The sequence below is a fragment of the Nocardioides marmoraquaticus genome, assembly GCF_054777915.1.
Genome location: NZ_BAAHAA010000010.1, coordinates 1 through 21,992 on the forward strand (window position 1 = coordinate 1; position 21,992 = coordinate 21,992).

At 74.2% G+C, this 21,992-nt stretch carries 17 protein-coding genes; 4 read left to right on the plus strand and 13 right to left on the minus strand.

Annotation, left to right across the window (positions count from 1 at the left end):
- Positions 1 to 3,419, plus strand: a 3,419-nt coding sequence (locus ACYU8I_RS09470; RefSeq protein ID WP_460839938.1) for an ATP-binding cassette domain-containing protein, incomplete at its 5' end; no start/stop codon positions are given.
- Positions 3,420 to 3,479: 60 nt separating this feature from the next.
- On the opposite strand, the gene ACYU8I_RS09475 is transcribed toward ACYU8I_RS09470, so the two are convergent.
- From ACYU8I_RS09475 to ACYU8I_RS09490, 4 genes are all read right to left on the minus strand, one after another.
- Positions 3,480 to 4,517: a 6-phosphofructokinase gene (locus tag ACYU8I_RS09475; protein ID WP_460839939.1), complete on the minus strand. Its 1,038-nt coding sequence runs from the start codon at positions 4,515 to 4,517 to the stop codon at positions 3,480 to 3,482.
- A gap of 70 nt (positions 4,518 to 4,587) precedes the next feature.
- Positions 4,588 to 5,193 (minus strand): DinB family protein, encoded by a 606-nt coding sequence (locus ACYU8I_RS09480; RefSeq protein WP_460839943.1) that lies wholly within the window; start codon positions 5,191 to 5,193, stop codon positions 4,588 to 4,590.
- A 36-nt stretch (positions 5,194 to 5,229) separates the two neighbouring features.
- The gene (locus ACYU8I_RS09485) at positions 5,230 to 6,153 is read right to left on the minus strand and encodes a hypothetical protein (RefSeq protein ID WP_460839944.1); all 924 of its coding nucleotides are present in this window, start codon (positions 6,151 to 6,153) and stop codon (positions 5,230 to 5,232) included.
- A 26-nt stretch (positions 6,154 to 6,179) separates the two neighbouring features.
- Positions 6,180 to 7,199: a DMT family transporter gene (locus ACYU8I_RS09490; RefSeq protein WP_460839946.1), complete on the minus strand. Its 1,020-nt coding sequence runs from the start codon at positions 7,197 to 7,199 to the stop codon at positions 6,180 to 6,182.
- A 98-nt stretch (positions 7,200 to 7,297) separates the two neighbouring features.
- Between ACYU8I_RS09490 and ACYU8I_RS09495 the strand changes: the two genes are divergently transcribed.
- Positions 7,298 to 7,840, plus strand: coding sequence for a CGNR zinc finger domain-containing protein (locus ACYU8I_RS09495; RefSeq protein WP_460839947.1), 543 nt, complete (start codon positions 7,298 to 7,300; stop codon positions 7,838 to 7,840).
- Between the two features lie 383 nt (positions 7,841 to 8,223).
- On the opposite strand, the gene ACYU8I_RS09500 is transcribed toward ACYU8I_RS09495, so the two are convergent.
- From ACYU8I_RS09500 to dapA, 7 genes are all read right to left on the minus strand, one after another.
- Positions 8,224 to 8,850: a CDP-alcohol phosphatidyltransferase family protein gene (locus tag ACYU8I_RS09500; RefSeq protein WP_460839949.1), complete on the minus strand. Its 627-nt coding sequence runs from the start codon at positions 8,848 to 8,850 to the stop codon at positions 8,224 to 8,226.
- Positions 8,847 to 10,298, minus strand: coding sequence for a MiaB/RimO family radical SAM methylthiotransferase (locus ACYU8I_RS09505; protein ID WP_460839951.1), 1,452 nt, complete (start codon positions 10,296 to 10,298; stop codon positions 8,847 to 8,849). The genes ACYU8I_RS09500 and ACYU8I_RS09505 overlap by 4 nt, the downstream gene beginning before the upstream one ends.
- A 33-nt stretch (positions 10,299 to 10,331) precedes the next feature.
- Positions 10,332 to 12,146 carry a helix-turn-helix domain-containing protein gene (locus ACYU8I_RS09510; protein WP_460839953.1) on the minus strand — a complete coding sequence of 605 codons (1,815 nt, stop codon included), beginning with the start codon at positions 12,144 to 12,146 and terminating at the stop codon, positions 10,332 to 10,334.
- A complete protein-coding gene (locus ACYU8I_RS09515; RefSeq protein WP_460839955.1) occupies positions 12,143 to 14,740 on the minus strand; it encodes an FtsK/SpoIIIE family DNA translocase in 2,598 nt (865 codons plus the stop codon). Before ACYU8I_RS09515 ends, ACYU8I_RS09510 begins: the two co-directional genes overlap by 4 nt.
- A 113-nt stretch (positions 14,741 to 14,853) precedes the next feature.
- The gene (locus ACYU8I_RS09520) at positions 14,854 to 16,665 is read right to left on the minus strand and encodes an ATP-binding protein (protein WP_460839958.1); all 1,812 of its coding nucleotides are present in this window, start codon (positions 16,663 to 16,665) and stop codon (positions 14,854 to 14,856) included.
- 240 nt (positions 16,666 to 16,905) lie between these two features.
- Complete coding sequence (locus ACYU8I_RS09525) at positions 16,906 to 18,597, minus strand: ribonuclease J (protein ID WP_460839959.1); 1,692 nt, start codon at positions 18,595 to 18,597, stop codon at positions 16,906 to 16,908.
- On the minus strand, positions 18,594 to 19,487 hold the full coding sequence (gene dapA, locus ACYU8I_RS09530; protein WP_460839961.1) for a 4-hydroxy-tetrahydrodipicolinate synthase: 894 nt from the start codon (positions 19,485 to 19,487) through the stop codon (positions 18,594 to 18,596). Before dapA ends, ACYU8I_RS09525 begins: the two co-directional genes overlap by 4 nt.
- A gap of 83 nt (positions 19,488 to 19,570) precedes the next feature.
- Between dapA and ACYU8I_RS09535 the strand changes: the two genes are divergently transcribed.
- The gene (locus ACYU8I_RS09535; RefSeq protein ID WP_460839963.1) at positions 19,571 to 19,987 is read left to right on the plus strand and encodes a TM2 domain-containing protein; all 417 of its coding nucleotides are present in this window, start codon (positions 19,571 to 19,573) and stop codon (positions 19,985 to 19,987) included.
- On the opposite strand, the gene ACYU8I_RS09540 is transcribed toward ACYU8I_RS09535, so the two are convergent.
- Both ACYU8I_RS09540 and ACYU8I_RS09545 read right to left on the minus strand, forming a co-directional pair.
- Positions 19,984 to 20,475, minus strand: a complete 492-nt coding sequence (locus ACYU8I_RS09540; RefSeq protein ID WP_460839965.1) for a dihydrofolate reductase — start codon at positions 20,473 to 20,475, stop codon at positions 19,984 to 19,986. The two genes, ACYU8I_RS09535 and ACYU8I_RS09540, sit on opposite strands and share 4 nt — an antisense overlap.
- Positions 20,472 to 21,287: a thymidylate synthase gene (locus ACYU8I_RS09545; protein ID WP_460840148.1), complete on the minus strand. Its 816-nt coding sequence runs from the start codon at positions 21,285 to 21,287 to the stop codon at positions 20,472 to 20,474. Before ACYU8I_RS09545 ends, ACYU8I_RS09540 begins: the two co-directional genes overlap by 4 nt.
- Before the next feature lie 24 nt (positions 21,288 to 21,311).
- On the opposite strand from ACYU8I_RS09545, the gene ACYU8I_RS09550 reads away from it, so the two are divergent.
- Positions 21,312 to 21,857, plus strand: a complete 546-nt coding sequence (locus tag ACYU8I_RS09550) for a GNAT family N-acetyltransferase (protein ID WP_460839967.1) — start codon at positions 21,312 to 21,314, stop codon at positions 21,855 to 21,857.
- The last annotated feature ends 135 nt before the right edge of the window (positions 21,858 to 21,992 follow it).

Sequence of the window (21,992 nt, forward strand, 5' to 3'; positions counted from 1 at the left end):
CCGCCCTCGGGGCCGTCGGGCAGGCGGCCGGGAGCGTGCTGGCCGGCCGGCTGGCGGAGGGGCCGACGGGCGCGCTGGTGGCGCTGCTCGCGCTGGCGGTCGTCGGCGGCGCCCTGCTCGACACCGCCGGCCGGGTGGTGTGGTCGGTCGTGGTCGACCGCGCCGAGGGTGGGCTGCGGGCCGACCTCGTCACCGCCGCGCTGGCGCAGCCGCTGTCGGCGCTCTCGGAGCAGGCCGTCGGCGAGGTCCTCGACCGGGTCGACGACGACACCCACGAGATCGGCACCCTGCTGCGCACGGCCGCCTGGGAGGCGCTGCGCACCGCGCTGGTGTCGCTCCCGCTGTGGGTCGTCGCCGGCGTCACGTGGTGGCCGATGTGGGTGCTCTTCCCCGTCGCCGCGACCGTCGCGCTGCTGGCCGTGCGGGGGATGCTGCCCGAGATCCGGCGCCGCCGCGTGGTCGAGGAGATGGCCTGGACCGACCACGCCGCCGCCATGGAGGAGGGCATCGCCGGGCGCGACGACCTGCGCACCAGCCTCGGGCGGCCGCACCTGCTGCGCCGTACGGGCCAGCTGGCCGCGACCGTGCACGCCCGCTTCGACGAGGTGCTGCGGGTCGAGGTGCGGGTCACCCGCCGCGCGGGGCTGGTCCTGCACGCCCTGCTGGCCGGCATCGTGGTCGCGGGAGTGGCCCTCGTGGCCGCCGACCGCCTGGGAGTGGGTGCGCTCGTCACCCTCTTCCTCGTCACCTCGACCTTCGTGGGGCAGGTGGCCCGGCTCGCCGAGCAGCTGCCCGACCTGCAGGCGGGCCTCGGCGCCGTGGTGCGGCTGCGGCAGCTGCTCGAGTCCCCGCCCGAGCCCGCGGGCGGGCTCGACCTGCCCGAGGGTTCGCTCGACCTCGAGCTGCGCGACCTGCGCTTCGGCTACCCGGGCGGGCACGGGCTCGCCCTCGACGGCGTCGACCTGCGGCTGCGCGCCGGCCGCACGCTCGCGGTCGTCGGCCGCACCGGCTCCGGCAAGTCGACCCTGGTCTCCCTGCTCTCGCGAGCCGTCGAGCCCGAGCGCGGCTCGGTGATGCTCGGCGGCCGCGACGTGCTCGACGTCGACCTCGACGCGCTGCGCCGAGCCGTCGGCGTGGTCAGCCAGCGCACCGAGGTCCTGGCCGCGTCGCTCGCCGACAACGTCGCCCTCTTCGCCGACGTCGGGCGCGACCGCGTCGAGGCGGCCGTCGCCGAGCTCGGCCTCGAGGGCTGGGTCGCGGGCCTGCCCGAGGGTCTCGACACCCCGCTCGGACCCGGCGGCGTGACGCTGTCGGCGGGCGAGGAGCAGCTGGTCGCGTTCGCCCGGCTGCTGGTGCGCGACGTGCGTCTCGTCGTGCTCGACGAGGCGACCGCGCGCATGGACCCCCACACCGAGGCCCAGGTCGTGCGGGCCGCCGACCGGCTGCTCGCCGGCCGCACCGGCGTCCTGGTCGCCCACCGGCTCTCGACGATCGCCCGCGCCGACGACGTGGTCGTGCTCGAGGCCGGTCGGGTCTCGCAGCACGGGCCCCGGCGAGAGCTCGCCCAGGTCGACGGGCCGCTGCGTGACCTGTTGACGGCCGCCGGCTTCCCCGAGGGGTACGGCGCCGAGGTCGAGGCCCCGCCCGCCCCCGTCTCGGAGACCGGGGGCCCGGTCGCGATCGGTGGCGCCCGCCGCACCACCACGCCGCCGCCACGGCCCGAGCCCGGCGGCGGGCTCTCGCTCGCCCGGCTGACGCTGCGCGTGCTGTCGATCCACCCGCGGTGGGGCCTGGCCACCGCCGCGCTCTTCCTCCTCGCCGTGCTCCTCGGGGCCTACGGCGCCCTCACGGCCTTCGCCTGGGGCCGCGCCGTGCAACAGCTCGAGCAGGGCGGGACCGTGCCCTGGGGGTGGGTGGGCCTGGTCGCCGTGACCCTGCTGGCCGCGCCTGTGGTCGTCGCACAGGCGATCCGCGGCTACCCCCGGTGGTGGATCGCGGTGATGCTGCGGGTCCGCACCTCGGTGCTGGCCGGGCAGACCGCGCAGCGTCGGCTCCCCCGGACCCCGCCCGGCGAGATCGTGGCGCGGGCCATGGACTCCGACCGGCTCGCCCGCTACGCCGACCGGTGGGTCGACGTGACCAACGGCCTGCTCGTCGCCGTGGCGACGGCGGCCCTGGGCCTCGACGTGTGGGCCGGCACGGTGCTGCTGGCGGTGATGGCCGTCTCCGCCGTGGCCTCGGTCCTCGGCGCCCCGCGCGCCGGCGCCGCGTCCGCCAGCGCCTCGGCGAGCCGGGCCGCCTTCGGCCGGTCGCTGGTCTCGTGCCTCGACTCGGCCCGCACGCTCAAGCTCGCCGCCGCGACCCACGACACCCGTCGCCACCTCGCGCGCGTCGACGGCGGCCGGGTCGACGCCGCGGTGCGCGAGCACCGCGTGCTCGCGCTGCTCGAGGGCGTGCCAGTGGTCATGGTGCAGGTCGGCGTCGTGGTCGCCTGGGGCGTGCTGCTCGCCGGCGGCTGGGACCTCGCCACCGCGCTGCTCGTCTCCAGCGTGGTCTCGGGGTTCGGCTGGTTCGGCCAGGTCGCGGCCCGCGCCATCACCGAGGCGCCGGGCGTGCGCGAGTGGGCCCGGGTCACCTCGCGGCTCGCCGGCGGCGGCGACCTCATGGCTCTGCCGCCGCAGGTCGACCTGGTCGCCGGCACCGCTCCCCCGCCGGCGCCTGCTCCCACCGAGCGGCTGGAGCGGCTCCGCCTCGAGCGCGTCGCCGCGGTCCACGACGACGGCACGCTCGGCGTGGCCGACGTCGACCTCGAGCTGCGCCGCGGCGACCTCGTGCTCGTCGTCGGGCAGGTGGGATCGGGCAAGTCGAGCCTGCTCGGGTCGTTGGCCGGCCTCGTCGAGCACACCGGCACGATCCGGTGGAACGACACCGTGGTCGACGACCCCGAGACCTTCCTGCGTCCCGGTCGGGTCGCCCACGTCGCCCAGGTGCCCCGGGTGCTCTCGGGCACCTTCGCCGACAACGTGCTGCTCGACCACGCCGACCGCTCGCTGCACCCCGCGGTCGACGACGCCCGGCTCGGCCGCGACCTCGAGGAGGCCGGCGGGCCGGACGCCGTCGTCGGGCACCGCGGCGTACGGCTCTCGGGCGGGCAGGTGCAGCGCCTCGCCCTGGCCCGCGCGCTCGCCACCGACGCCGAGCTGCTCCTCGCCGACGACGTCAGCTCCGCCCTCGACGCGACGACCGAGATCGAGCTGTGGCAGGCGCTGCGCGCCCGCGGCACCACCGTGCTCGGCGCGACCTCCAAGGCCGCCGCCCTCGCCCTGGCCGACTCCGTGGTCGTGCTCCGCGACGGCCGCGTCGCCGCCCACGGCCCCTGGTCTCGGCTCCGCCGCGACTGGGCCCACCTCGCCGGCTAGCTCGCTCTCGCGGTCAGCCCCGGTGGCGCTTTTCGAACGAAAAGCACCACCGGCGCGGCGTCAGCCGAAGAAGACCTCGGCCTCGGCGTACTCGCGCGGGTCGACGAGCTTGAGCTCACCGGTGCCCTCGACCAGGGGGACGCGGGCGATGTTGGTGCCGCGCAGCGCCATCATGGTGCCGAAGTCGCCGTCGTGGACGGCGTCGATGGCGTGCAGGCCGAAGCGGGTCGCGAGCCAACGGTCGAAGGCGGTCGGGGTGCCGCCGCGCTGCACGTGGCCGAGGACGACCGCGCGGGCCTCCTTGCCGGTGCGGTCCTCGATCTCCTTGGCGAGCCGGTCGCCGATGCCGCCGAGACGCACGTGGCCGAAGGCGTCCTTCTCGCCGGAGACCAGCGTCATGCCGTCCTCGCCCTCGGTCTCCCTCGGCACCGCGCCCTCGGAGACGACGATGATGGGGGCGTACTGCTTCTCGAAGCGGGCCTCGACGTGGGCGCAGACCTGCTCGATGTCGAAGGGCTGCTCGGGGATCAGCACGACGTTGGCGCCACCGGCGATCCCGGAGTGCAGCGCGATCCAGCCCGCGTGACGGCCCATGACCTCGACGACGAGCACCCGGTGGTGGGACTCGGCCGTCGTGTGCAGGCGGTCGATGGCCTCCATCGCGATGTTGACGGCGGTGTCGAAGCCGAAGGTGAAGTCGGTGGCGTTGAGGTCGTTGTCGATCGTCTTGGGCACGCCGACGACGTTGACACCGAGGTCGTGCAGCTTGGTCGCGACACCGAGGGTGTCCTCGCCGCCGATGGCGACGAGCGCGTCGACGCCGAGGTCGGCGAGGTTCTTCTTGATCTGCTCGACGCCGCCCTCGACCTTGAAGGGGTTGGTGCGCGAGGAGCCGAGGATGGTGCCGCCGCGGGGCAGGATGCCGCGCACCTGCGCGATGCCGAGCTCGGTGGTGACACCCTCGAGCGGGCCCTTCCAGCCGTCGCGGAACCCGACGAAGTCGTAGCCGTACTCCCCGACGCCCTTGCGGACGACGGCCCGGATGACGGCGTTGAGGCCGGGGCAGTCCCCGCCTCCGGTCAGGACTCCGACGCGCATCTGCTCTCCTCGGTCTGGGGGCTCAAACGCATTGGATCGTTCCACACATGCGGGGACGGGTCGAGAGCACTCAGGCGTGGGCGTCGGCGGCGGCCTGGACGCGGGCGAGGTGGGCCGGCCACCAGGCGGGGTCGCGACCGTCGCCGCCGTGGGCCGTCGCCCCGTCGAGGCCCTCGCGCAGGATGTCGGCGTGCCCGGCGTGGTGCGCCGTCTCGTCGAGCTGGTGCACCAGCAGCCACCCGAGCGTGGTCTCGCGGCGCTCGGCCGGCCACCACGGCACCCGCGCGGGCGCCGTGAGACCGAGCGCGCGCACGGACGCGTCGCTGTGCTCCCAGACCCGCCGGTAGAGCCCCGTCAGCTGCTCCCGGGTCTCGTCGGCCGCGGCGAACATGTCGAGACCGTCGTCGTACGCCGCCTCGGTGTCCCAGGCGATCGGCTCGGGGAACGGCCTGCCGACGCGCTCGCCGAGGTAGCCCGCCTCGACCGTCGCGACGTGCTTGACGAGCCCCAGCAGGCTGGTGCCGGTCGGCGTGAGCGGACGACGCACGTCGTGCTCGGTCAGCCCGTCGAGCGTGGCGAGCAGCTGCTCGCGGGCCCGCTGCAGGTAGCGGAGCAGCAGCTCGGCCTGGTCGGGCGCGGCTGGGTCGATCACGGGAGTGGGGGTCGGGCCGGCCATCTCGGCACCGTACGCCGGCGCACCGACGCTCGGCGGCTAGCGGAGCTCCTCGACCGCCCGGCGGGCCCTGTCGGCGACCTCGCGGGCCTCGGCGAGCACGTGCTCGGCGTCGTCGAGCGCGGCCGAGGCCTCCTCGTGCTCGTCGTCGACCTCGTCGGCCTGGTCCTCGAGCTCGGCCACGCGGCGGCGCAGCTCGTCGACCTCGCCACGCAGCTGCAGCCGCCGGGCGTCGAGGTCCTGCACGGAGGCGCGCACCTCGTCGCGCTCGGACTCGGCCGCCTCCACCTCCTGCTCGGCCTCCTCGAGCGCCTCCTCGGCCTCGCGGAGACGGGCGCCGTCGTCGTGCACGAGGGTGAGCGACGGCGGAGCGGCAGGCTCGTCGTCGTCGTCGTCGCCGGCCGCGGCGACGGCGGTGCGCCCGAGCGCCTCGGGAACGGCAACGACCGCCTCCGGGTCGACCTCGCTCATCCCGGTGGCGCCGAAGGCGGTCAGCACCCGCCCGGTGCGCACCACCCGGGCCGCCACCGGGTCGAGCATGGCGGCGGTCAGCACGCCCTCGACCTGGTCGACCACGGCCTCGGAGAGCCGGGTGCCGGCGTCGGCAGCACGACGGCGGGCGGTGGTGGCGAGCGCGGTGGTGAGCTGCCAACGCTGCTTGGTCAGGGCCCGCAGCTCAGCGCCGTCGAGGGCCTCGGCAGCGGCTCGCAACGACTCGGCGAGGCCGAGCACCTGGTCGATCTGCTCGGCCTCGCGGCGCACCAGCAGGTTGACCGCCCAGGCTGCCGTCGAGGGCTTCTTGAGCCGGGTGACGCGCTGGCCCGTGGCCTTGTCGTGGGCGGCGGCGACCTCCTTGGCCAGCGCGGTGCGCCGCGGCACGAACGCGTCGACCGGGCCGGCGTACAGCTCCTCGGCGGCGGCGAGCACCGCCTCGGTCGCCTCGTCGGGCTGCTCCTCGGCCATCGCCCCAGGCTAGGGCGTGGGGCGGCTCAGCCGGCGAGCACGTGACCGGTGTCGGTCGGGGCGCCGGCGGTCTCGTGCGCCCTGCGGGCGTCGGCGCGCACCTGCTCAAGCCGGACGACGACCACCCCGGCGAGCACCAGAGCCCCGCCCGCGAGCTGCACCAGGGTGGGCAGCTCGGAGAGCAGCAGCCAGGCGAAGAGCACCGCGAACAGCACCTCGCCCAGCCCCAGGAACGACGCGACGGTGGCGCCGAGCCAGCGCGCGGCCCAGATGCCGGCGACGTACGCCGTCGCCGCGGCCACGGCGGCGAGCTCCAGCACCGGCACCCACCAGGGCAGGCTGAGGCCGGCGAGCGCGACGTCGTCGGTGGCGAAGGTCATCGGCAGCAGCCCGGTCACCCCGAGCACCGCGAACAGCACGGTCGCCGCGAGCAGGCCGCCCCCCGCGAGCGCCATCGGGGGCAGCGAGGCCTCGTGGCTGCTGCTCGAGAGCACGAAGAACGACGCGAGCCCCACCGCGGCCAGCAGTCCCCAGCCCAGGCCGACGAGGCTGAACGACGTCTCGCCGCTCAGCAGCAGGCCGGGCAGGTCGAGCACCAGCACCAGGCCGGCCACCGCCAGCACGACGCCGAGCTGCGTGGCGCGGCTGGGCAGCCGCCGCTGCGACAGGCTCACCCAGACGACCACGAGCAGCAGTCCGAGGTACTCCAGCAGCAGCGCCACCCCGACGGAGAGGTGCTGCACCGCGAAGAAGTACGCCGCCTGGGGCAGCGCGACCGCGCTGCCGCCGTAGACCAGCACCTGCGGCCAGCCACGTCGCAGCAGGTGCCAGTGACCCCGCATCGCGAGCACGGTGGGCACCAGCAGCAGGGCGGCGGCGCCGGCGATGCGCACGAAGACCGCGGACCCGGGGGTCCAGCCTGTCTCCAGCAGGCTCTTGGCGAAGGCGCCGGACGAGCCGAACGCGGCCGCCGCGACGAGCGCGGCCACCAGGCCGGCCGAGCCGTGGCGCGCGGGGGCCACGGTGGTCGAGGTGGAGGCGGACATGGGTCACCACCCTTCGAGGGGTCGACGTCGATCAGGGTGTCAGGAGTCAAATTGCCTGACACCGATTACTCTAGGAACAACCGACGACAGGAGTCAACATGACGTTCGGTGCTGACACCGAGCTGGCGCTGCGCGCGGCCGCCGACCTCGTCAACAGCGAGACGAGCGACGACGGTGACGTGCTGACCTCGCGCGAGCAGCTGGTGCGCTACCTCGACGACTTCCGCTGGTCGGGCAACCGGCGGGGCGACGACGACGAGCTCGCGCGCGTCCGCGCCCTGCGGCCCCGGCTGAGGACGTGGTGGGACCTCGACGAGGGCGACCTCGTCGACGAGGTCAACCGGACGCTGGCCGAGGAGCACGCCCTCCCCCAGCTCGTCGACCACGACGGCCTCGGCTGGCACTTCCACGCCGTGCCGAGCGACGCCCCGCTCGACCAGCGGATGCTGGTCGAGGCCGCGATGGCCTTCACCGACGTGGTCCGCGCCGGCGAGCTCGACCGGCTCAAGCGCTGCGCGGGCGAGGACTGCGACAACGTCGTGGTCGACCTGTCCCGCAACCGCTCCCGCCGCTTCTGCGAGGACGGCTGCGGCAACCGCGAGCACGTCCGCGCCTACCGCGACCGCCAGCGGGCCGACTGACGTACGGCGCCCTTCGTGACGCCCGCTCGTGCCTACCGCGACCGCCAGCGGGCCGACTGACGTACGGCGCCCTTCGTGACGCCCACTCGTGCCTCGCGGGCTCCTCAGGGAGCGGCGTGCTGCCCGAGGTGTGCGCTCCCCGAAGGTGCGGGCCCGCTCCCTGAGGTTCGCGCCGTCCGAAGGAGCACGCCCGCTCCCTGAGGTGCGAGCGCAGCGAGCCACGAAGGGCGGCGCGCCCGGCTGCGGCAACCGCGAGCACGTCCGCGCCCACCGCGACCGCCAGCGGGCCGACTGAGCCGTCGCGGCTGCTCGCTGCCAGGTCTCGGTCGTCCGGCGGGTGCTGCAACGACCCAGACCTGACACCGACGTGCACCTGGCGGGCGTCAGGCGCCGAGGCCGCTGCGCGAGCGGCGGTGGGCGACGACGTCGCGGGCGAACTCCAGCCCCGAGGTGATCGTGAGCACGACCGCGCCGGCCAGCGCGATCGCCGAGGCCCACCAGAGGAGGACCAGCCAGGACCAGGCGCCGTCGTAGAGGCCGAAGGGCGCCACGAAGCCGCCGAGCGCCAGGCCCTGCAGCGTGGTCTTGACCTTGCCGCTCTGCTTGGCCGGCATCACGACGTCTTTCGCGATGGACAGCCGCGCGAAGGTCACCGACCACTCCCGCACCAGCACGACGACGGCGACGGTCCACCACAGCCAGGCCGGCAGGAAGTCGGCGACGATCGCCAGGCCGATGAGGGCCATGCCGGTGATGGCCTTGTCGGCGATGGGGTCGGCGATCTTGCCGAAGTCGGTGACCAGGCCGTGCTTGCGGGCGAGGTCGCCGTCGATCTTGTCGGTGGCCATCGCCCCGGCGAACAGCGCGAACGCCACCCAGCGCCACGTCGTGTCGCTGCCGCCGTCGACCAGCAGTGCCCACGCGAAGAACGGCACGACGACGATGCGGAGCAGCGTCAGGGCGTTGGGGACGTTCCAGTTGCTCTGGCGGGGGGCGGCGTCGTGGCTCACGACTCTCCCCCGTCCTGCGGCTCGGCGACCAGGTCGACGCCCTCGGTGGCCACGACCGTCGCGGTGATCATGTCACCGACCCGCACGCCCGCGGGCACGCCGCGCACGGTGGTGGTGCCGTCGACCTCGGGGCCCTGGTGCTCGGCGCGCCCCTCGACCTCGAGGCCGTCGGGCCCGGGCTCGGCACGCTCGACGAGCACCCGCACCTGCTCGCCGAGGCGCTCCTCGGCGCGCTGGGCGACCAGCTCCTCCACCAGCTCGCTGACGTGGGCGGTGCGGGCCGCGACCTCGTCGGGGTCGAGCTTGTCGCCGAACCCCTTGGCCTCGGTGCCGTCCTCGTCGGAGTAGCCGAAGACACCGATCGCGTCGAGCCGGGCCTCGGCCAGGAAGTCGCACAGCACCTCGAGGTCGGCCTCGCTCTCGCCCGGGAACCCGACGATGAAGTTGGACCGGGCCCCGGCCAGCGGGGCGACCGCGCGCGCCTGCTCCAGCAGCCCGAGGAACTGCTCGGCGTCGCCGAAGCGACGCATCCGCCGCAGCACGGGGCCCGACGCGTGCTGGAACGACAGGTCGTAGTAGGCCGCGACACCGTCGGTGGCCCCGATGGTGCGCACCAGGCCGGGTCGCATCTCGGCCGGCTGCAGGTACGACGCCCGCACCCGCTCGATGCCGGGCACGGCGGCCAGCTCGGGCAGCAGCGCCTCGAGCAGCCGCAGGTCGCCGAGGTCCTTGCCGTAGGAGGTGGAGTTCTCGCTGACGCAGAACAGCTCGCGCACGCCCTGCTCGGCCAGCCAGCGGGCCTCGGCCACCACGTCGGTGGGTCGGCGCGACACGAAGGAGCCGCGGAAGCTCGGGATGGCGCAGAAGCTGCACCGGCGGTCGCACCCGGAGGCGAGCTTGAGCGAGGCCCACGGCGCGTCGTCGAGGCGGCGGCGCTCGCCGTGGCCGGGCTGGTAGGCCTCGGCGGCAGCGCGGTCGACCGGGCTGATCGGCAGCAGCAGGCGCCGGTCGGTCGGCGTGTGGGCCTCGGGCCGCTCCCCGTCGAGGATGCCGCGCAGCCGCTCGGCGACGTCGGGGTAGGCGTCGAACCCGAGCACGGCGTCGGCCTCGGGCAGCGAGTCGGCCAGCTCGGAGCCGTAGCGCTCGGCCAGGCACCCGACCGCGACCACGGCGCGGGTGCGGCCGTCGTCCTTCAGGTCGGCGGCGGCGAGCAGCGTGTCGACGGAGTCCTTCTTGGCCTGCTCGACGAAGCCGCAGGTGTTGACCACCACGGCCTCCGCGTCGGCGGGGTCGTCGACGAGGGCGAACCCCCCGGCCTCCAGCCGGCCGGCCAGCTCCTCGGCGTCGACGTCGTTGCGGGCGCACCCGAGGCGCACGAGCGCGACGGTCGTGGTGCCGCCGGGAGCTGCGTCAGACGGGGCGGTGGTGGTGTCAGCAGGAGTCGTCATGGCCGTGGTCGAGTATGACCGACCCGCCATGGCTCATCCGAATCGACGGTTGTCGGCCGCCTCGCTGTCACCCACCGTGCCGCGGTCCTTGCCGAGGTACTCCACCTGCACCGCCTGGCCGTTGCTGGCCGTCACGTCGAACGGCGCGGTGCCGATGACCTGCGTCGACTGGCCCTCGCCGAGCTGGCCCGACCACAGGATCTTGCCCTCGGCGTCGCGGACCACCACCTGGGGGCTCGCCCCCGTCGCCGTGACGTTGATCGCTGCCAGGGCCAGCGTCGGCGCCTCACCGTCGTCACCGGCGAGACCGGCCGTGTCGACGACGTCGGGAGCGGGGCTGACCAGCTCCTGGGGGTCGTCGGCGAAGACGCGGGCGGTGCCCCAGATGCCGACGAGCAGCAGCACCGAGGCGGCCAGCAGGCTCCACCGGGGCCCGGTGGAGGTGGTGCGCAGCCCGCCGCCCACGCCGCTGGCGAGCTCGGCCTCGAAGACCTGCTTGGCCTCGATCTCGGGCTGGGCGTAGTGGGCGTCGTACGACGCGACGAGCTCGTCGGCGTCGAGACCGAAGACCCGGGCCAGCGTGCGGAGGTGGCCGCGGGCGTAGAAGTCGCCGCCGCACGGGGCGAAGTCGTCGACCTCGATGCACTCGAGCACGTGCGGACGGATCCGGGTGCGCTCGCTCAGGGTGTCGATGGAGAGCCGGGCGCGATGACGAGCGGCGGCGACGACCGGCCCGATGACGGGGTCGGCGGCCGGCTGCGGGCCGGTCTCGGCCACGACGTCCTCGATGCGAGCGGTCACCACCTCGACGCCCGAGCTGCGCTGCGCCGGGATCGCGGGCGGGTCGGGCAGCCGGCGGGCGCCCTCGCGCACCACCTCGGCGCGCGCGGCACCGCGGGTCGGGCGCGTGGGCTCGAGGCCGGCGACGTACGGCGCCGCGGGCGCCACGCCCTCGGTGGGCTCGCCCGGGGCCTCGTCGCGCTCGACCATCCCGTCGGTCACGTCGACGGTGGGCTCCAGAGCGGTGTCGGCCGCGTCGTCGGGGCCGAGCTGCTCGGGGAGCACGTCGTCGCGGCCGCTGGGCAGGACGACGACCTGGATCTGCTCGGTGACGACATCGTCGGGCTCGACCGCCGCCTCCGTGCGGACCGGCTGCTCCACCGGCTCCTCGACCGGCTCCTCGGCCTGCAGCACCGGCTCCGGCTCGGGCTCCGGCTCGAGCGCAGGCTCGGGCGCCGCGATCACGCGCACGGGGACCCGGTCGGCGGCCAGGGAGGCGAGGTCCTCGACGAGGTTGCCGCTGAGGCCCTCGACCTCGGTGCGGGTGCCGACGCCGAGCGGCACGCTCACCTCGCGGGGGGCGCGGACCTCGGCGGCGACCGGCTCGCCGTCGTCGTCGAGGGCGGTCGGCTCGGGCTCGACCAGGTGCAGCACCAGGGAGCCGTCGCGCAGCCCGGAGCGGCTGCGGACCTCGACGGAGGCGACGTCGTTCCAGCGCAGCCCCGTCCAGGTGGCGCCGCGGCGCACCCGCACGCCCTCGTCGTCGGCGACGAGCAGGGGGGCGCGGGCGTCGCGCAGCAGCGCGAGCATCAGCACCCCGACCAGGGCCGGCACCGCCGTGACCGCCCAGTCGAGCGGGTCGCCGCTCGAGAGCGCGCGCGAGAAGCCGAGCACGGTGAGCACGGCGCACGCGAGCGCGACCAGCACCGGCCAGCGCACGTCGTGGTGGACGGACACGCTGACGGGGCCGCCGCCCTCGGCTAGGTCGTGCTCGACGAGCCCCTGGTCGTCGGTGACGTCGCTGACGCGGGTGGCATCGGGACCGGGCTCGTGGTGCGTGGTGCTCATTGCTCCCCCTGGATGGCGGCGACGACCTCGTCGAGGTCGTCGGGCTTGATCAGCACGTCGCGGGCCTTCGACCCCTCGCTCGGGCCGACGACGCCGCGGCTCTCGAGGATGTCCATCAGGCGACCTGCCTTGGCGAACCCGACGCGCAGCTTGCGCTGCAGCATCGAGGTCGAGCCGAACTGCGTGGAGACGACCAGCTCGATGGCCTGCACCACGAGCTCCATGTCGTCGCCGATGTCGTCGTCGAGCTCGCGCTTCGACGCCGCCGGGGCGGTGACGTCTTCTCGGTAGCTGGGCTCGAGCTGCTGCTTGCAGGCCGCGACCACCTGGGCGATCTCGGCCTCGGTGACCCAGGAGCCCTGCACGCGCAGCGGCTTGCTGGACCCCATCGGCAGGAACAGCCCGTCACCCTGGCCGACCAGCTTCTCGGCGCCCGGCTGGTCGAGGATGACCCGGCTGTCGGCGAGCGAGCTGGTGGCGAAGGCGAGCCGCGACGGCACGTTGGCCTTGATCAGGCCGGTCACCACGTCGACCGAGGGCCGCTGGGTGGCGAGGATCAGGTGGATGCCGGCGGCGCGCGCGAGCTGGGTGATGCGCACGATGGCGTCCTCGACGTCGCGCGGCGCGACCATCATCAGGTCGGCGAGCTCGTCGACGATGACGCACAGGTAGGGGTACGGCGCCAGCACCCGCTCGCTGCCCGGCGGCACCTGCACCTTGCCGGCGCGCACCGCCTTGTTGAAGTCGTCGACGTGGCGGAAGCCGAAGTTGGCGAGGTCGTCGTAGCGCAGGTCCATCTCGCGCACGACCCACTGCAGCGCCTCGGCCGCCTTCTTGGGGTTGGTGATGATCGGCGTGATCAGGTGCGGCACGCCCTCGTAGGCGTTCAGCTCGACCCGCTTGGGGTCGACCATGATCATCCGCACCTCGTCGGGCGTGGCCCGCATCAGCAGCGAGGTGATCATCGAGTTGATGAACGACGACTTGCCCGAGCCGGTGGCGCCGGCGACGAGCAGGTGGGGCATCTTGGCCAGGTTGGCGACCACGAAGCCGCCCTCGACGTCCTTGCCGAGGCCGGCGACCATCGGGTGCTGGTCGTTGCGGGCGACGGGGCTGCGCAGCACGTCGCCGAGGCTGACGATCTCCTTGTCGCTGTTGGGGATCTCGATGCCGACCGCCGACTTGCCCGGGATCGGGCTGAGGATCCGCACGTCGGCCGAGGCCACCGCGTAGGCGATGTTCTTCTGGATGCCGGTGATCTTCTCGACCTTGACCGCCGGACCGAGCTCGACGACGTAGCGGGTCACCGTCGGGCCGCGGGTGTAGCCCGTGACCTGGGCGTCGATGTCGAACTCCTCGAGCACCTGGGTCAGGCGGCTCACCACGTCGTCGGAGGCCTTCGAGCGGGCCTTGTGCACCGAGCCGGGCTTGAGGATCTCGCTGGTCGGCAGGGTGTAGGTGATGTCGCCCGAGAGCGCGAGCTGCTCGACGCGCTCGGGCAGCGGGGTGTGCGGCGGCGGCTCGAGCGACTCCTTGCCCGCGGCGTCGTCGTGGCCCTCGGCCAAAGCGTCGGCGACAGCGTCGAACGGCATGGCGGGGTCGTGGAGGGGCACGTCGACCTGGTCGGGCTCGACCTTGCCGCGACGGCGGCGCCTGCCGACCTCGCGGTCCTCCAGCACGGGGCTGTCGTAGGCGGGGTCACCCATGTCGGGGTCGATGTCGAGGTCGGTACGACGCCCGCGGGCCGGGGCGTCCTCACCGTCGACGTCGTGCGGCGGGACGCCCGTCAGCCGCTCCCCCAGCTCGCGCAGCCGGGCGGGCACCTGGTGCACCGGGGTGGCGGTGATGACGAGGAGGCCGAAGAACGCGAGCAGCGCCAGCAGCGGCGCGACGACGTACGGCGTCTGGAGCAGGTCGGTGAGCAGCTTGGCCACGACGTAGCCGAGCGCCCCGCCGGCGTCCTGGAGCGGGCCGGTGTCACCGGCGACCGGGGCGGGCGAGCCGTTGGCGAGGTGGACCAGGCCGAGCACGCCGAACAGCAGCGCCAGCCAGCCGATCACCTGCCGACCCACGGGGCCGTTGTGCTCGGGGTCGCGCAGGTTGCGCCAGGCGACGACACCGAGGAGCACGGGCACCAGGTAGGCGACCACGCCGACCGAGCCGGCGACGACCGCCCGGACGACCTCGCCGATGCCGCCCGGCAGCTGCCACCACACCGCGGCGGCGACCACCACGGCGAGACCGATCAGCAGCAGGCCGGCGCCGTCGCGACGCTGCTCGGGCTCGAGCTCGGCGGCGGTGTGGCCGATGCGGCGCACGCCGCCCCCGACCGCGTGGGCCAGGCCCAGCCAGGCGGCGAACACGGCACGTCCGACGGCCCAGGACAGTCGTGAGACCGGCCCCGGACCACTGCGGACGGCACGCGGCGGGACGCGCTTGGCACCCCCGCGCGCGCCGCTGCTGCGCTTCGCCGGAGCCTTCGCGGGGGTCTTCCTCTGGGTCCCCGACGATCGGCTGCGCGTGCTCGAGCCACCAGCCTTGGAGCCACCGGCCTTGCTGCGCGACGCCGCCGGGGAAGACGTACGGGTCGCCATGCTCGCCAAACTACCGGCGCGCCACTCCTGCCCCTGGCGTCACACGCCGACCGGACCGGCCGGGAGTCGGGCCGCGAGCCAGGCCGCGAGTCAGGCCGCGAGTCAGGCCGAGGTCAGGGCCCGTCGTCGCCGCCGAGCAGCGGCACGCGCAGCCGGAAGGTGCTGCCCTTGCCCAGCTCGGAGGCCACGGTGATCTCGCCGCCGTGCATCTGCGCGATGCGGCGCGAGATCGCCAGGCCCAGGCCGGTGCCGGGGATCGACAGCGCCTCGGGGTTGCTGGAGCGGTGGAACGCCGAGAACAGCTGCACCTGGTCGGCTGCGGAGATGCCGAGCCCGTCGTCGGCGACCTCGACGACGGCGTAGTGGCCCTCGGAGAGGATCCGGACCCGCACCCAGCCGCCGGACTGGGTGTACTTCACGGCGTTGCCGACGAGGTTGTCGAGCACCTTGCCCAGCTCGTCGGGGTCGGCGTTGACCTCGACGGGGGGCTCGTCGGGGTCGGCGGGCTCGAGCCGCACGTCGACGTCGCCCTGCTCGGCCGACATGGCCACCAGGTCGATCGTCTGCTCGGCCAGGGACCATACGTCGACCGGGCGTCGTACGGAGGTGCGGCGGTCCTGCAGCTGGGAGTAGTTGAGGAGGTTCTGCACCAGCCGGTTGAGCCGGCCCGCGTTGCGCGAGATGGCGTCGACGGAGTCGATGCCGGTGTCGAGGTCCTCGAGCAGCTCGACGTGGCCGATGATCGAGGTCAGCGGGGTCTTGAGCTCGTGGCTGATGGTGGCGATGAGCTCGCCCTTGTAGCGGTCGAGCTCCTGCAGCTCGCCCACCAGCTGGCGCTCGCGGTCGTAGAGGCGGGCGTTGAGCACCACGCGCCCGAGGGTGCGGCCCGCCTCCATGACGGCGTGCTGCTCGTCGAGGCTCCACGGCCGGTCGAGCTCGCGGGCCAGCAGGACGTAGCCGAGCACCTCGCGGCCGACGCTGAGCGGGGCGAGCAGCACCGCGGCCTCGCGGTGCTCCTGCACCAGCGCACGCAGGTCGGCGACCTGCTCGGCGGGCAGGCCCGTGTCGAGGTCGAGCGCGCTGCCGGCGGCGATGACGAGGGGCCGGCCCAGCCGGGACGCCCGCAGCGCGAGCTGGTGGAGCACCAGGACGGTGCCGGGCGAGGGCTCGACGTCGTCGACCGGCCAGGCCGCCGTGCCGTCGACCTGCGTGACGTCACCGCTGGGGAAGCAGCGGATCCACAGGTGCTCGGTGCGCAGGCCGCGCCCGATGGCCTGGGCCGCCTCGCGCAGCGAGACGTCGAGCGAGGCCAGCTGCCCCGCCGAGGAGACGGCCCGCAGCATCTCGCCCATGCGCACCTGGTCGCCGAGGCGCTCGCGCTGCTGGGCGTTGTACATCGCCAGGCCCGCCTGCACCACGAACATCTCGAGCAGCTCGCGCTCCTCGCGGTTCGGGATGCGGTTGCCCGGCGGCAGGTCGACCGACATGTTGCCGAGCAGCTGGCCCGTGGCGGAGTAGAGCGGGGCGTAGAGCGCGTCGAGCGGGTGCCAGGCGTCGGGGCCGGCGTCGGGCTCGAACTCGGGCACCCAGGCCGACTCCTCGAGGGCGTCGGGCATCCGGTCGTGCGGCACGAAGCGCAGCACGCCCCACTCGTCGGCCTGCGCGAACTCGTTGAAGATCGAGGCCACCGGCGTACGACGGCCGATGATCTGCTCGCGCACCTCCTCCGAGCCCGCCACCGTCGTCATGACGAACACCTCGCCCTCGAGGCGGGCGATGGCCGCGATGCCGTAGCCGAGCACCTCGACCACGCCGCGGGCGATCTCGTCGAGCACCTCGGAGAGGTCGGTCGAGGCGTTCACGCGCAGCATCAGCTCGTACAGCCGTCGGATCCCCTCGGCGCGAGGCGACTCGGTGAGTTGCATGGGCCTGGCTCTCAGGTGCAGCGTGCGCGGTGCTCGCCGTGGGCTCCGACGAGGATGGACGTGAGCGTAGGCGCCGAGGGGCTCGGTGGGCGGCACCCGAGGGACGCACGGGCGACCCGGGGCTGGGCGTGGGTCGATCGCGCATGTCCAGTGTAGGCGGGGATGTCGCATTCGTCCGGACGAACGGGCAGCGCTCCCCCCGGACGCCCCACCGGCCTAGACCACTGCACGCGGACCCCGCTACGCCTCGAGGACGACCGGGATGATCATCGGCCGGCGACGGTGCGTGCCACTGACCCAGCGGCCGATGGTGCGCCGGATGGTCTGCTGCAGCTGGTAGGTGTCGTCGACCCCCTCCTGCCGGGCCCGGTCGAGCGCGTCGACGATGGGCTGGCGGATGGCGTCGAACGTGGTGTCGTCCTCGGCGAACCCGCGCGCGTGGATCTCGGGACCGCTGACGACCTTGCCGGTCTGGGAGTCGACCACCACGACGACCGAGATGAACCCCTCCTCGCCCAGGATGCGGCGGTCCTTGAGGGAGCTCTCGGTGAGGTCGCCCACCGAGCTGCCGTCGACGAAGACGTAGCCGCAGTCGACCTTGCCGGTGATGTAGGCACGTCCGTCGACGAGGTCGACGACCACGCCGTCCTCGGCCACCACGACGCGGTCGGCCGGGACCCCGGTCTTGCGGGCCAGCGCCGCGTTGGCGAGCATGTGCCGGATCTCGCCGTGCACCGGCATCACGTTGCGCGGCCGCACGATGTTGTAGCAGTAGAGCAGCTCGCCCGCGCTGGCGTGCCCGCTCACGTGGACCAGGGCGTTGCCCTTGTGCACGACGCGCGCGCCGAGCCGCGACAGCCCGTTGATGACGCGGTAGACGGCGTTCTCGTTGCCGGGGATCAGCGACGAGGCCAGCACCACCGTGTCGTCGGGCTCGATGGAGACGAAGTTGTGGTTGCGCTGCGCGATCCGCGACAGCGCCGACATCGGCTCGCCCTGCGAGCCGGTCGAGATCATGACGACCTTCTCGGGAGGCATGTCGGCCAGCTGCTTGGCGTCGACCAGCAGGTCGGGCGGCACCGTGAGGTAGCCCATGTCACGGGCGATGCCCATGTTGCGCACCATCGAGCGTCCGACGTAGGCGACCTTGCGGCCGTGGGCCGCGGCGGCGTCCATCACCTGCTGCACCCGGTGCACGTGCGAGGCGAAGCAGGCCACGATCAGTCGGCCCTGGCTGGTGCGGAAGACGTTGTCGAGGACGGGGCCGATCTGCTCCTCGGAGGTGGTGAAGCCCGGCACCTCGGCGTTGGTGGAGTCGGTCAGGAAGAGGTCGACCCCCTCCTCCCCCAGCCGGGCGAAGGCCCGCAGGTCGGTGATGCGGCCGTCGAGCGGCAGCTGGTCCATCTTGAAGTCGCCGGTGTGCAGCACGTTGCCGGCAGGGGTGCGGATCATCACGGCGAGCGCGTCGGGGATGGAGTGGTTGACCGCCACGAACTCGAGGTCGAAGGGCCCGAAGGAGAGCCGGTCGCCCTCGGACACGATCGCCTTGACGGTGTCGCGCAGGCGGTGCTCGCGCAGCTTGGAGCCGACCAGCGCCAGCGTGAGGTTGGAGCCGACCAGCGGGATGTCCCCGCGCTCGCGCAGCAGGTAGGGCACGGCTCCCACGTGGTCCTCGTGGCCGTGGGTCAGCACCAGCGCCTCGACCCGGTCGAGGCGGTCACGGATGAAGTCGAAGTCGGGCAGGATCAGGTCGACGCCGGGGTGGTTCTCCTCGGGGAACAGCACGCCGCAGTCGACGACCAGCAGACGGCCGGCGTGCTCGAAGACCGTCATGTTGCGGCCGACCTCGCCGAGGCCGCCGAGCGCGACGACCCGCAGGCCGTCGGAGGGCAGCGCCGGGGGCGACGACAGCTCGGGGTGGGCGTGGCTCACAGCAGGCCCGCCGTCTCCAGGGCGGCGCGGAGCGCCGCGACCTCGTCGTCGTCGAGCGCGACCAGCGGCCCCCGCACGTGACGGTTGCCGGTGACGCCGAGCAGCTGCATCGCCGCCTTGGCGGTGGTCGCGCCGTAGTTGGGCACCCCCATGACCGCCGTGACCACGGGCACCAGCGCCGTGAACGTCTCGAGCGCGCCACCCGGGTCGTCGGCGTCGTACTGCTCGATGACGCGGCCGAGCTCGCGGCCGGCGACGTGGCCAGCCACCGACACCAGGCCGCACGCACCGTGGGCGAGGTAGCCGAGCAGCAGGGCGTCGTCGCCGCAGTAGACCTCGTAGCCGAGCTGACGCAGCGCGATGGTCTGGGTGGGGTCGCCCGTGGCGGACTTGACGGTGGTGACGTTGTCGAGCCGCCGGGCGGCCTCGTAGGTGGGCAGCGAGATCGCCTGGCCGGTGCGCCCGGGCACGTCGTAGAGCATCACCGGCAGGTCGCACGCGTGGGCGACCTCGGTGAAGTGGTGCAGCATGCCGGCCGCGCCGGGCTTGCTGTAGTAGGGCGCGACCAGCAGCACGGCGTCGACGCCGACCTTCTCGGCCTGCGCGGCGAGCTCGACGGAGTGGGCGGTGGCGTTGGTGCCGACCCCGGCCACGACGCTGCCGCGGTCACCCACGGCGTCCTTGACGGCCCGCAGGATCTCGGTGTCCTCGGCGACCGTGGTGGTCGGCGACTCGCCCGTGGTGCCGCTGACGACGACGCCGTCGTGGCCGTGGTCGACGAGGTGGGCCGCGACCTTCGCCACGCCGTCGAGGTCGACCGCCCCGTCGTCGTCGAAGGGCGTGACCATCGCGGTCAGCATTCGGCCGAAGGGTGCGGCAGGCAGGCTCATGCCGCCCAGGCTATCTGTCCTGCGACGTCGCCCGCCCCGCCCTCGCGGGTGCCGCGCGTGGCGTCCCGGCTACCGTCGTGGCCATGACGTGGACCCCGGCCCCGGGCGGCCCCGGACGCGGCGCGAGCGGCGTGCGCGGGGGCAGCTACATGCTCGCCCACCTCGGCCAGGAGTACGGCCCCTACGGCCCCGGCGAGCTGCAGCAGATGGCGCTCGCCGGGCGGCTGCGCGGCGACGCGCAGCTGCGCGACCTGGCCGGCGGCGGGTGGTTCGCCGCCCAGCAGCTGCCCGGGCTGTTCTCCACCCGCGAGTGGCTGGTCACGCTGCTGCTCTCGGTGTTCCTCGGCCAGCTCGGCGTCGACCGGTTCTACCTCGGCCAGATCGGCCTCGGCATCCTCAAGCTGGTCACGCTCGGCGGGCTCGGCATCTGGTGGCTGGTCGACCTCGTGCTGATCGCGCTGCGCAAGGTGCCCGACGCCGACGGCCGCCCGCTGGCCTAGCGGCGTACCAACCAGCGCACGGCCCAGGCCGGGCGCCCCGCCTCCGCCGCGTGCTCCTGGCGCCTGGCCTCGCGCCAGTCGGCCTCGGGGAAGTCGGGGTAGTGCGTGTCGCCCTCGGGCGCGAGGTCGACCTCGGTCAGCACCTGCTCGTCGGCGAGGTCGTACGCCGCCGCGTAGACGCGGGCGCCCCCGCCGACGTGCACCACCTCGGGGTCGAGGTCGCGACCCAGCTGCACCGCCTGCTCGACCGACCGGGCCACGAGCACGCCGTCGTGCGACCAGGCCGGGTCGCCGGTCACGACGATGCTCTGCCGGCCGGGCAGGGGCCGGCCGATCCCCTCGAAGGTGGTGCGCCCCAGCACCAGGGGATGCCCGAGGGTGGTGGCCTTGAAGTGCGCGAAGTCGGCGGGCAGGTGCCACGGGATGCCACCGGAGGCGCCGATGACGCCGTTGCGGGCCCGGGCGGCGACCAGCGACACCCGGGTCATACGGCGATGGGGGCCTTGATGCCCGGGTGGGGGTCGTAGCCGCGGATCTCGACGTGCTCGAGGTCGAAGGCGTCGAGGGCCCTCACGCTCGGGTCGAGGTGCAGGGTCGGCAGCGCCCGGGGCTCGCGCGCGAGCTGGGTGCGGGCCTGCTCGAGGTGGTTGAGGTAGAGGTGGGCGTCGCCGAGGGTGTGCACGAAGTCGCCCACCTCGAGGTCGACCACCTGGGCGACCATGTGCGTGAGCAGGGCGTAGGAGGCGATGTTGAACGGCACGCCCAGGAAGACGTCGGCCGAGCGCTGGTAGAGCTGGCACGACAGCCGCCCGCGCGACCCCCCCGGGGCGGGTGGCGCGACGTAGAACTGGAACAGCGCGTGGCACGGCGCCAGCGCCATCCGCGGGATGTCGGCGACGTTCCAGGCCGAGACGACGTGGCGGCGCGAGTCGGGGTCGGCCCGCAGCTGCTCGACGACGCGGGCGAGCTGGTCGACGTGGCCGCCGTCGGGCGTCGGCCAGGAGCGCCACTGGGCGCCGTACACCGGACCGAGGTCGCCGTCGGCGTCGGCCCACTCGTCCCAGATGGTGATGCCGCGGTCCTGCAGCCACTTCACATTGGTGTCGCCGCGCAGGAACCACAGCAGCTCGCCGACCACGGAGCGGGTGTGCACCTTCTTGGTCGTCACCAGCGGGAACCCCTCGGCGAGGTCGAAGCGCAGCTGGTGGCCGAAGACGCTGCGGGTGCCGGTGCCCGTGCGGTCGGACTTCTCGACCCCCTCGTCGTGGACCCGGCGGAGGAGGTCGAGGTAGGCCTGCATGGCGGCCAAACTACCCTCATCACCGTGGTCGCAGCCGACGTCTCCGCCCGCGTCGCCCAGGGGGCCGACGCCGCCCCCGTCGCCGAGGTGCAGGTGCGCGCGTGGCGGGCGTCGTACGTCGCCCTGCTCCCGGCCGAGGTGCTCGACACCCTCGACCCCGGCGAGCTCGCGACGGGGTGGTTCCAGGCGCTGACCCGGCCGCAGGACGCCCGGCAACGGGTGCTCGTGGGGCTCGAGCACGCGACGGTGCGCGGCTTCGTCGTCACCGCGCCGGCCACCGATCCCGACTGCGACCCGATCGCCACCGGCGAGCTGAGCGACCTGACCGTCGACCCCGACCACCGCGGCGTCGGCCACGGCTCGCGGCTGCTGCAGGCGGCCGTCGACACCCTCGTGGCCGACCGGTTCGTGCGCGCCGTCACCTGGGTGCCGTCCGCCGACGACGCCCTGCGCGCCTTCCTCACCGACACCGGCTGGGCCGCCGACGGCGCCCACCGCACGCTCGACCTCCTGGGCGACGGCTCCACCACCGTCAAGCAGGTGCGGCTGCACACCGCGCTGGTCGACTGAGCGGACGGCGGCCCCGGACGCGCCTCGACCGCCGGGTCCGGGGCGCCCCGAGACGGGCTCCGGACCACGGCGGTCGTGGGTGATGGGCTGGGAGGCCCGTGTGCCCAGCACGGGCCCCCCAGCACCGGGGAACCT

Bases quoted from the DNA above. Each gene is read 5' to 3' on its own strand.
- ACYU8I_RS09475 (WP_460839939.1), bottom strand. From the start codon at position 4,517: ATGCGCGTCGGAGTCCTGACCGGAGGCGGGGACTGCCCCGGCCTCAAC.
- ACYU8I_RS09480 (WP_460839943.1), bottom strand. From the start codon at position 5,193: ATGGCCGGCCCGACCCCCACTCCCGTGATCGACCCAGCCGCGCCCGAC.
- ACYU8I_RS09485 (WP_460839944.1), bottom strand. From the start codon at position 6,153: ATGGCCGAGGAGCAGCCCGACGAGGCGACCGAGGCGGTGCTCGCCGCC.
- ACYU8I_RS09490 (WP_460839946.1), bottom strand. From the start codon at position 7,199: ATGTCCGCCTCCACCTCGACCACCGTGGCCCCCGCGCGCCACGGCTCG.
- ACYU8I_RS09495 (WP_460839947.1), top strand. From the start codon at position 7,298: ATGACGTTCGGTGCTGACACCGAGCTGGCGCTGCGCGCGGCCGCCGAC.
- ACYU8I_RS09505 (WP_460839951.1), bottom strand. From the start codon at position 10,298: ATGACGACTCCTGCTGACACCACCACCGCCCCGTCTGACGCAGCTCCC.
- ACYU8I_RS09510 (WP_460839953.1), bottom strand. From the start codon at position 12,146: ATGAGCACCACGCACCACGAGCCCGGTCCCGATGCCACCCGCGTCAGC.
- ACYU8I_RS09515 (WP_460839955.1), bottom strand. From the start codon at position 14,740: ATGGCGACCCGTACGTCTTCCCCGGCGGCGTCGCGCAGCAAGGCCGGT.
- ACYU8I_RS09520 (WP_460839958.1), bottom strand. From the start codon at position 16,665: ATGCAACTCACCGAGTCGCCTCGCGCCGAGGGGATCCGACGGCTGTAC.
- dapA (WP_460839961.1), bottom strand. From the start codon at position 19,487: ATGAGCCTGCCTGCCGCACCCTTCGGCCGAATGCTGACCGCGATGGTC.
- ACYU8I_RS09535 (WP_460839963.1), top strand. From the start codon at position 19,571: ATGACGTGGACCCCGGCCCCGGGCGGCCCCGGACGCGGCGCGAGCGGC.
- ACYU8I_RS09540 (WP_460839965.1), bottom strand. From the start codon at position 20,475: ATGACCCGGGTGTCGCTGGTCGCCGCCCGGGCCCGCAACGGCGTCATC.
- ACYU8I_RS09545 (WP_460840148.1), bottom strand. From the start codon at position 21,287: ATGCAGGCCTACCTCGACCTCCTCCGCCGGGTCCACGACGAGGGGGTC.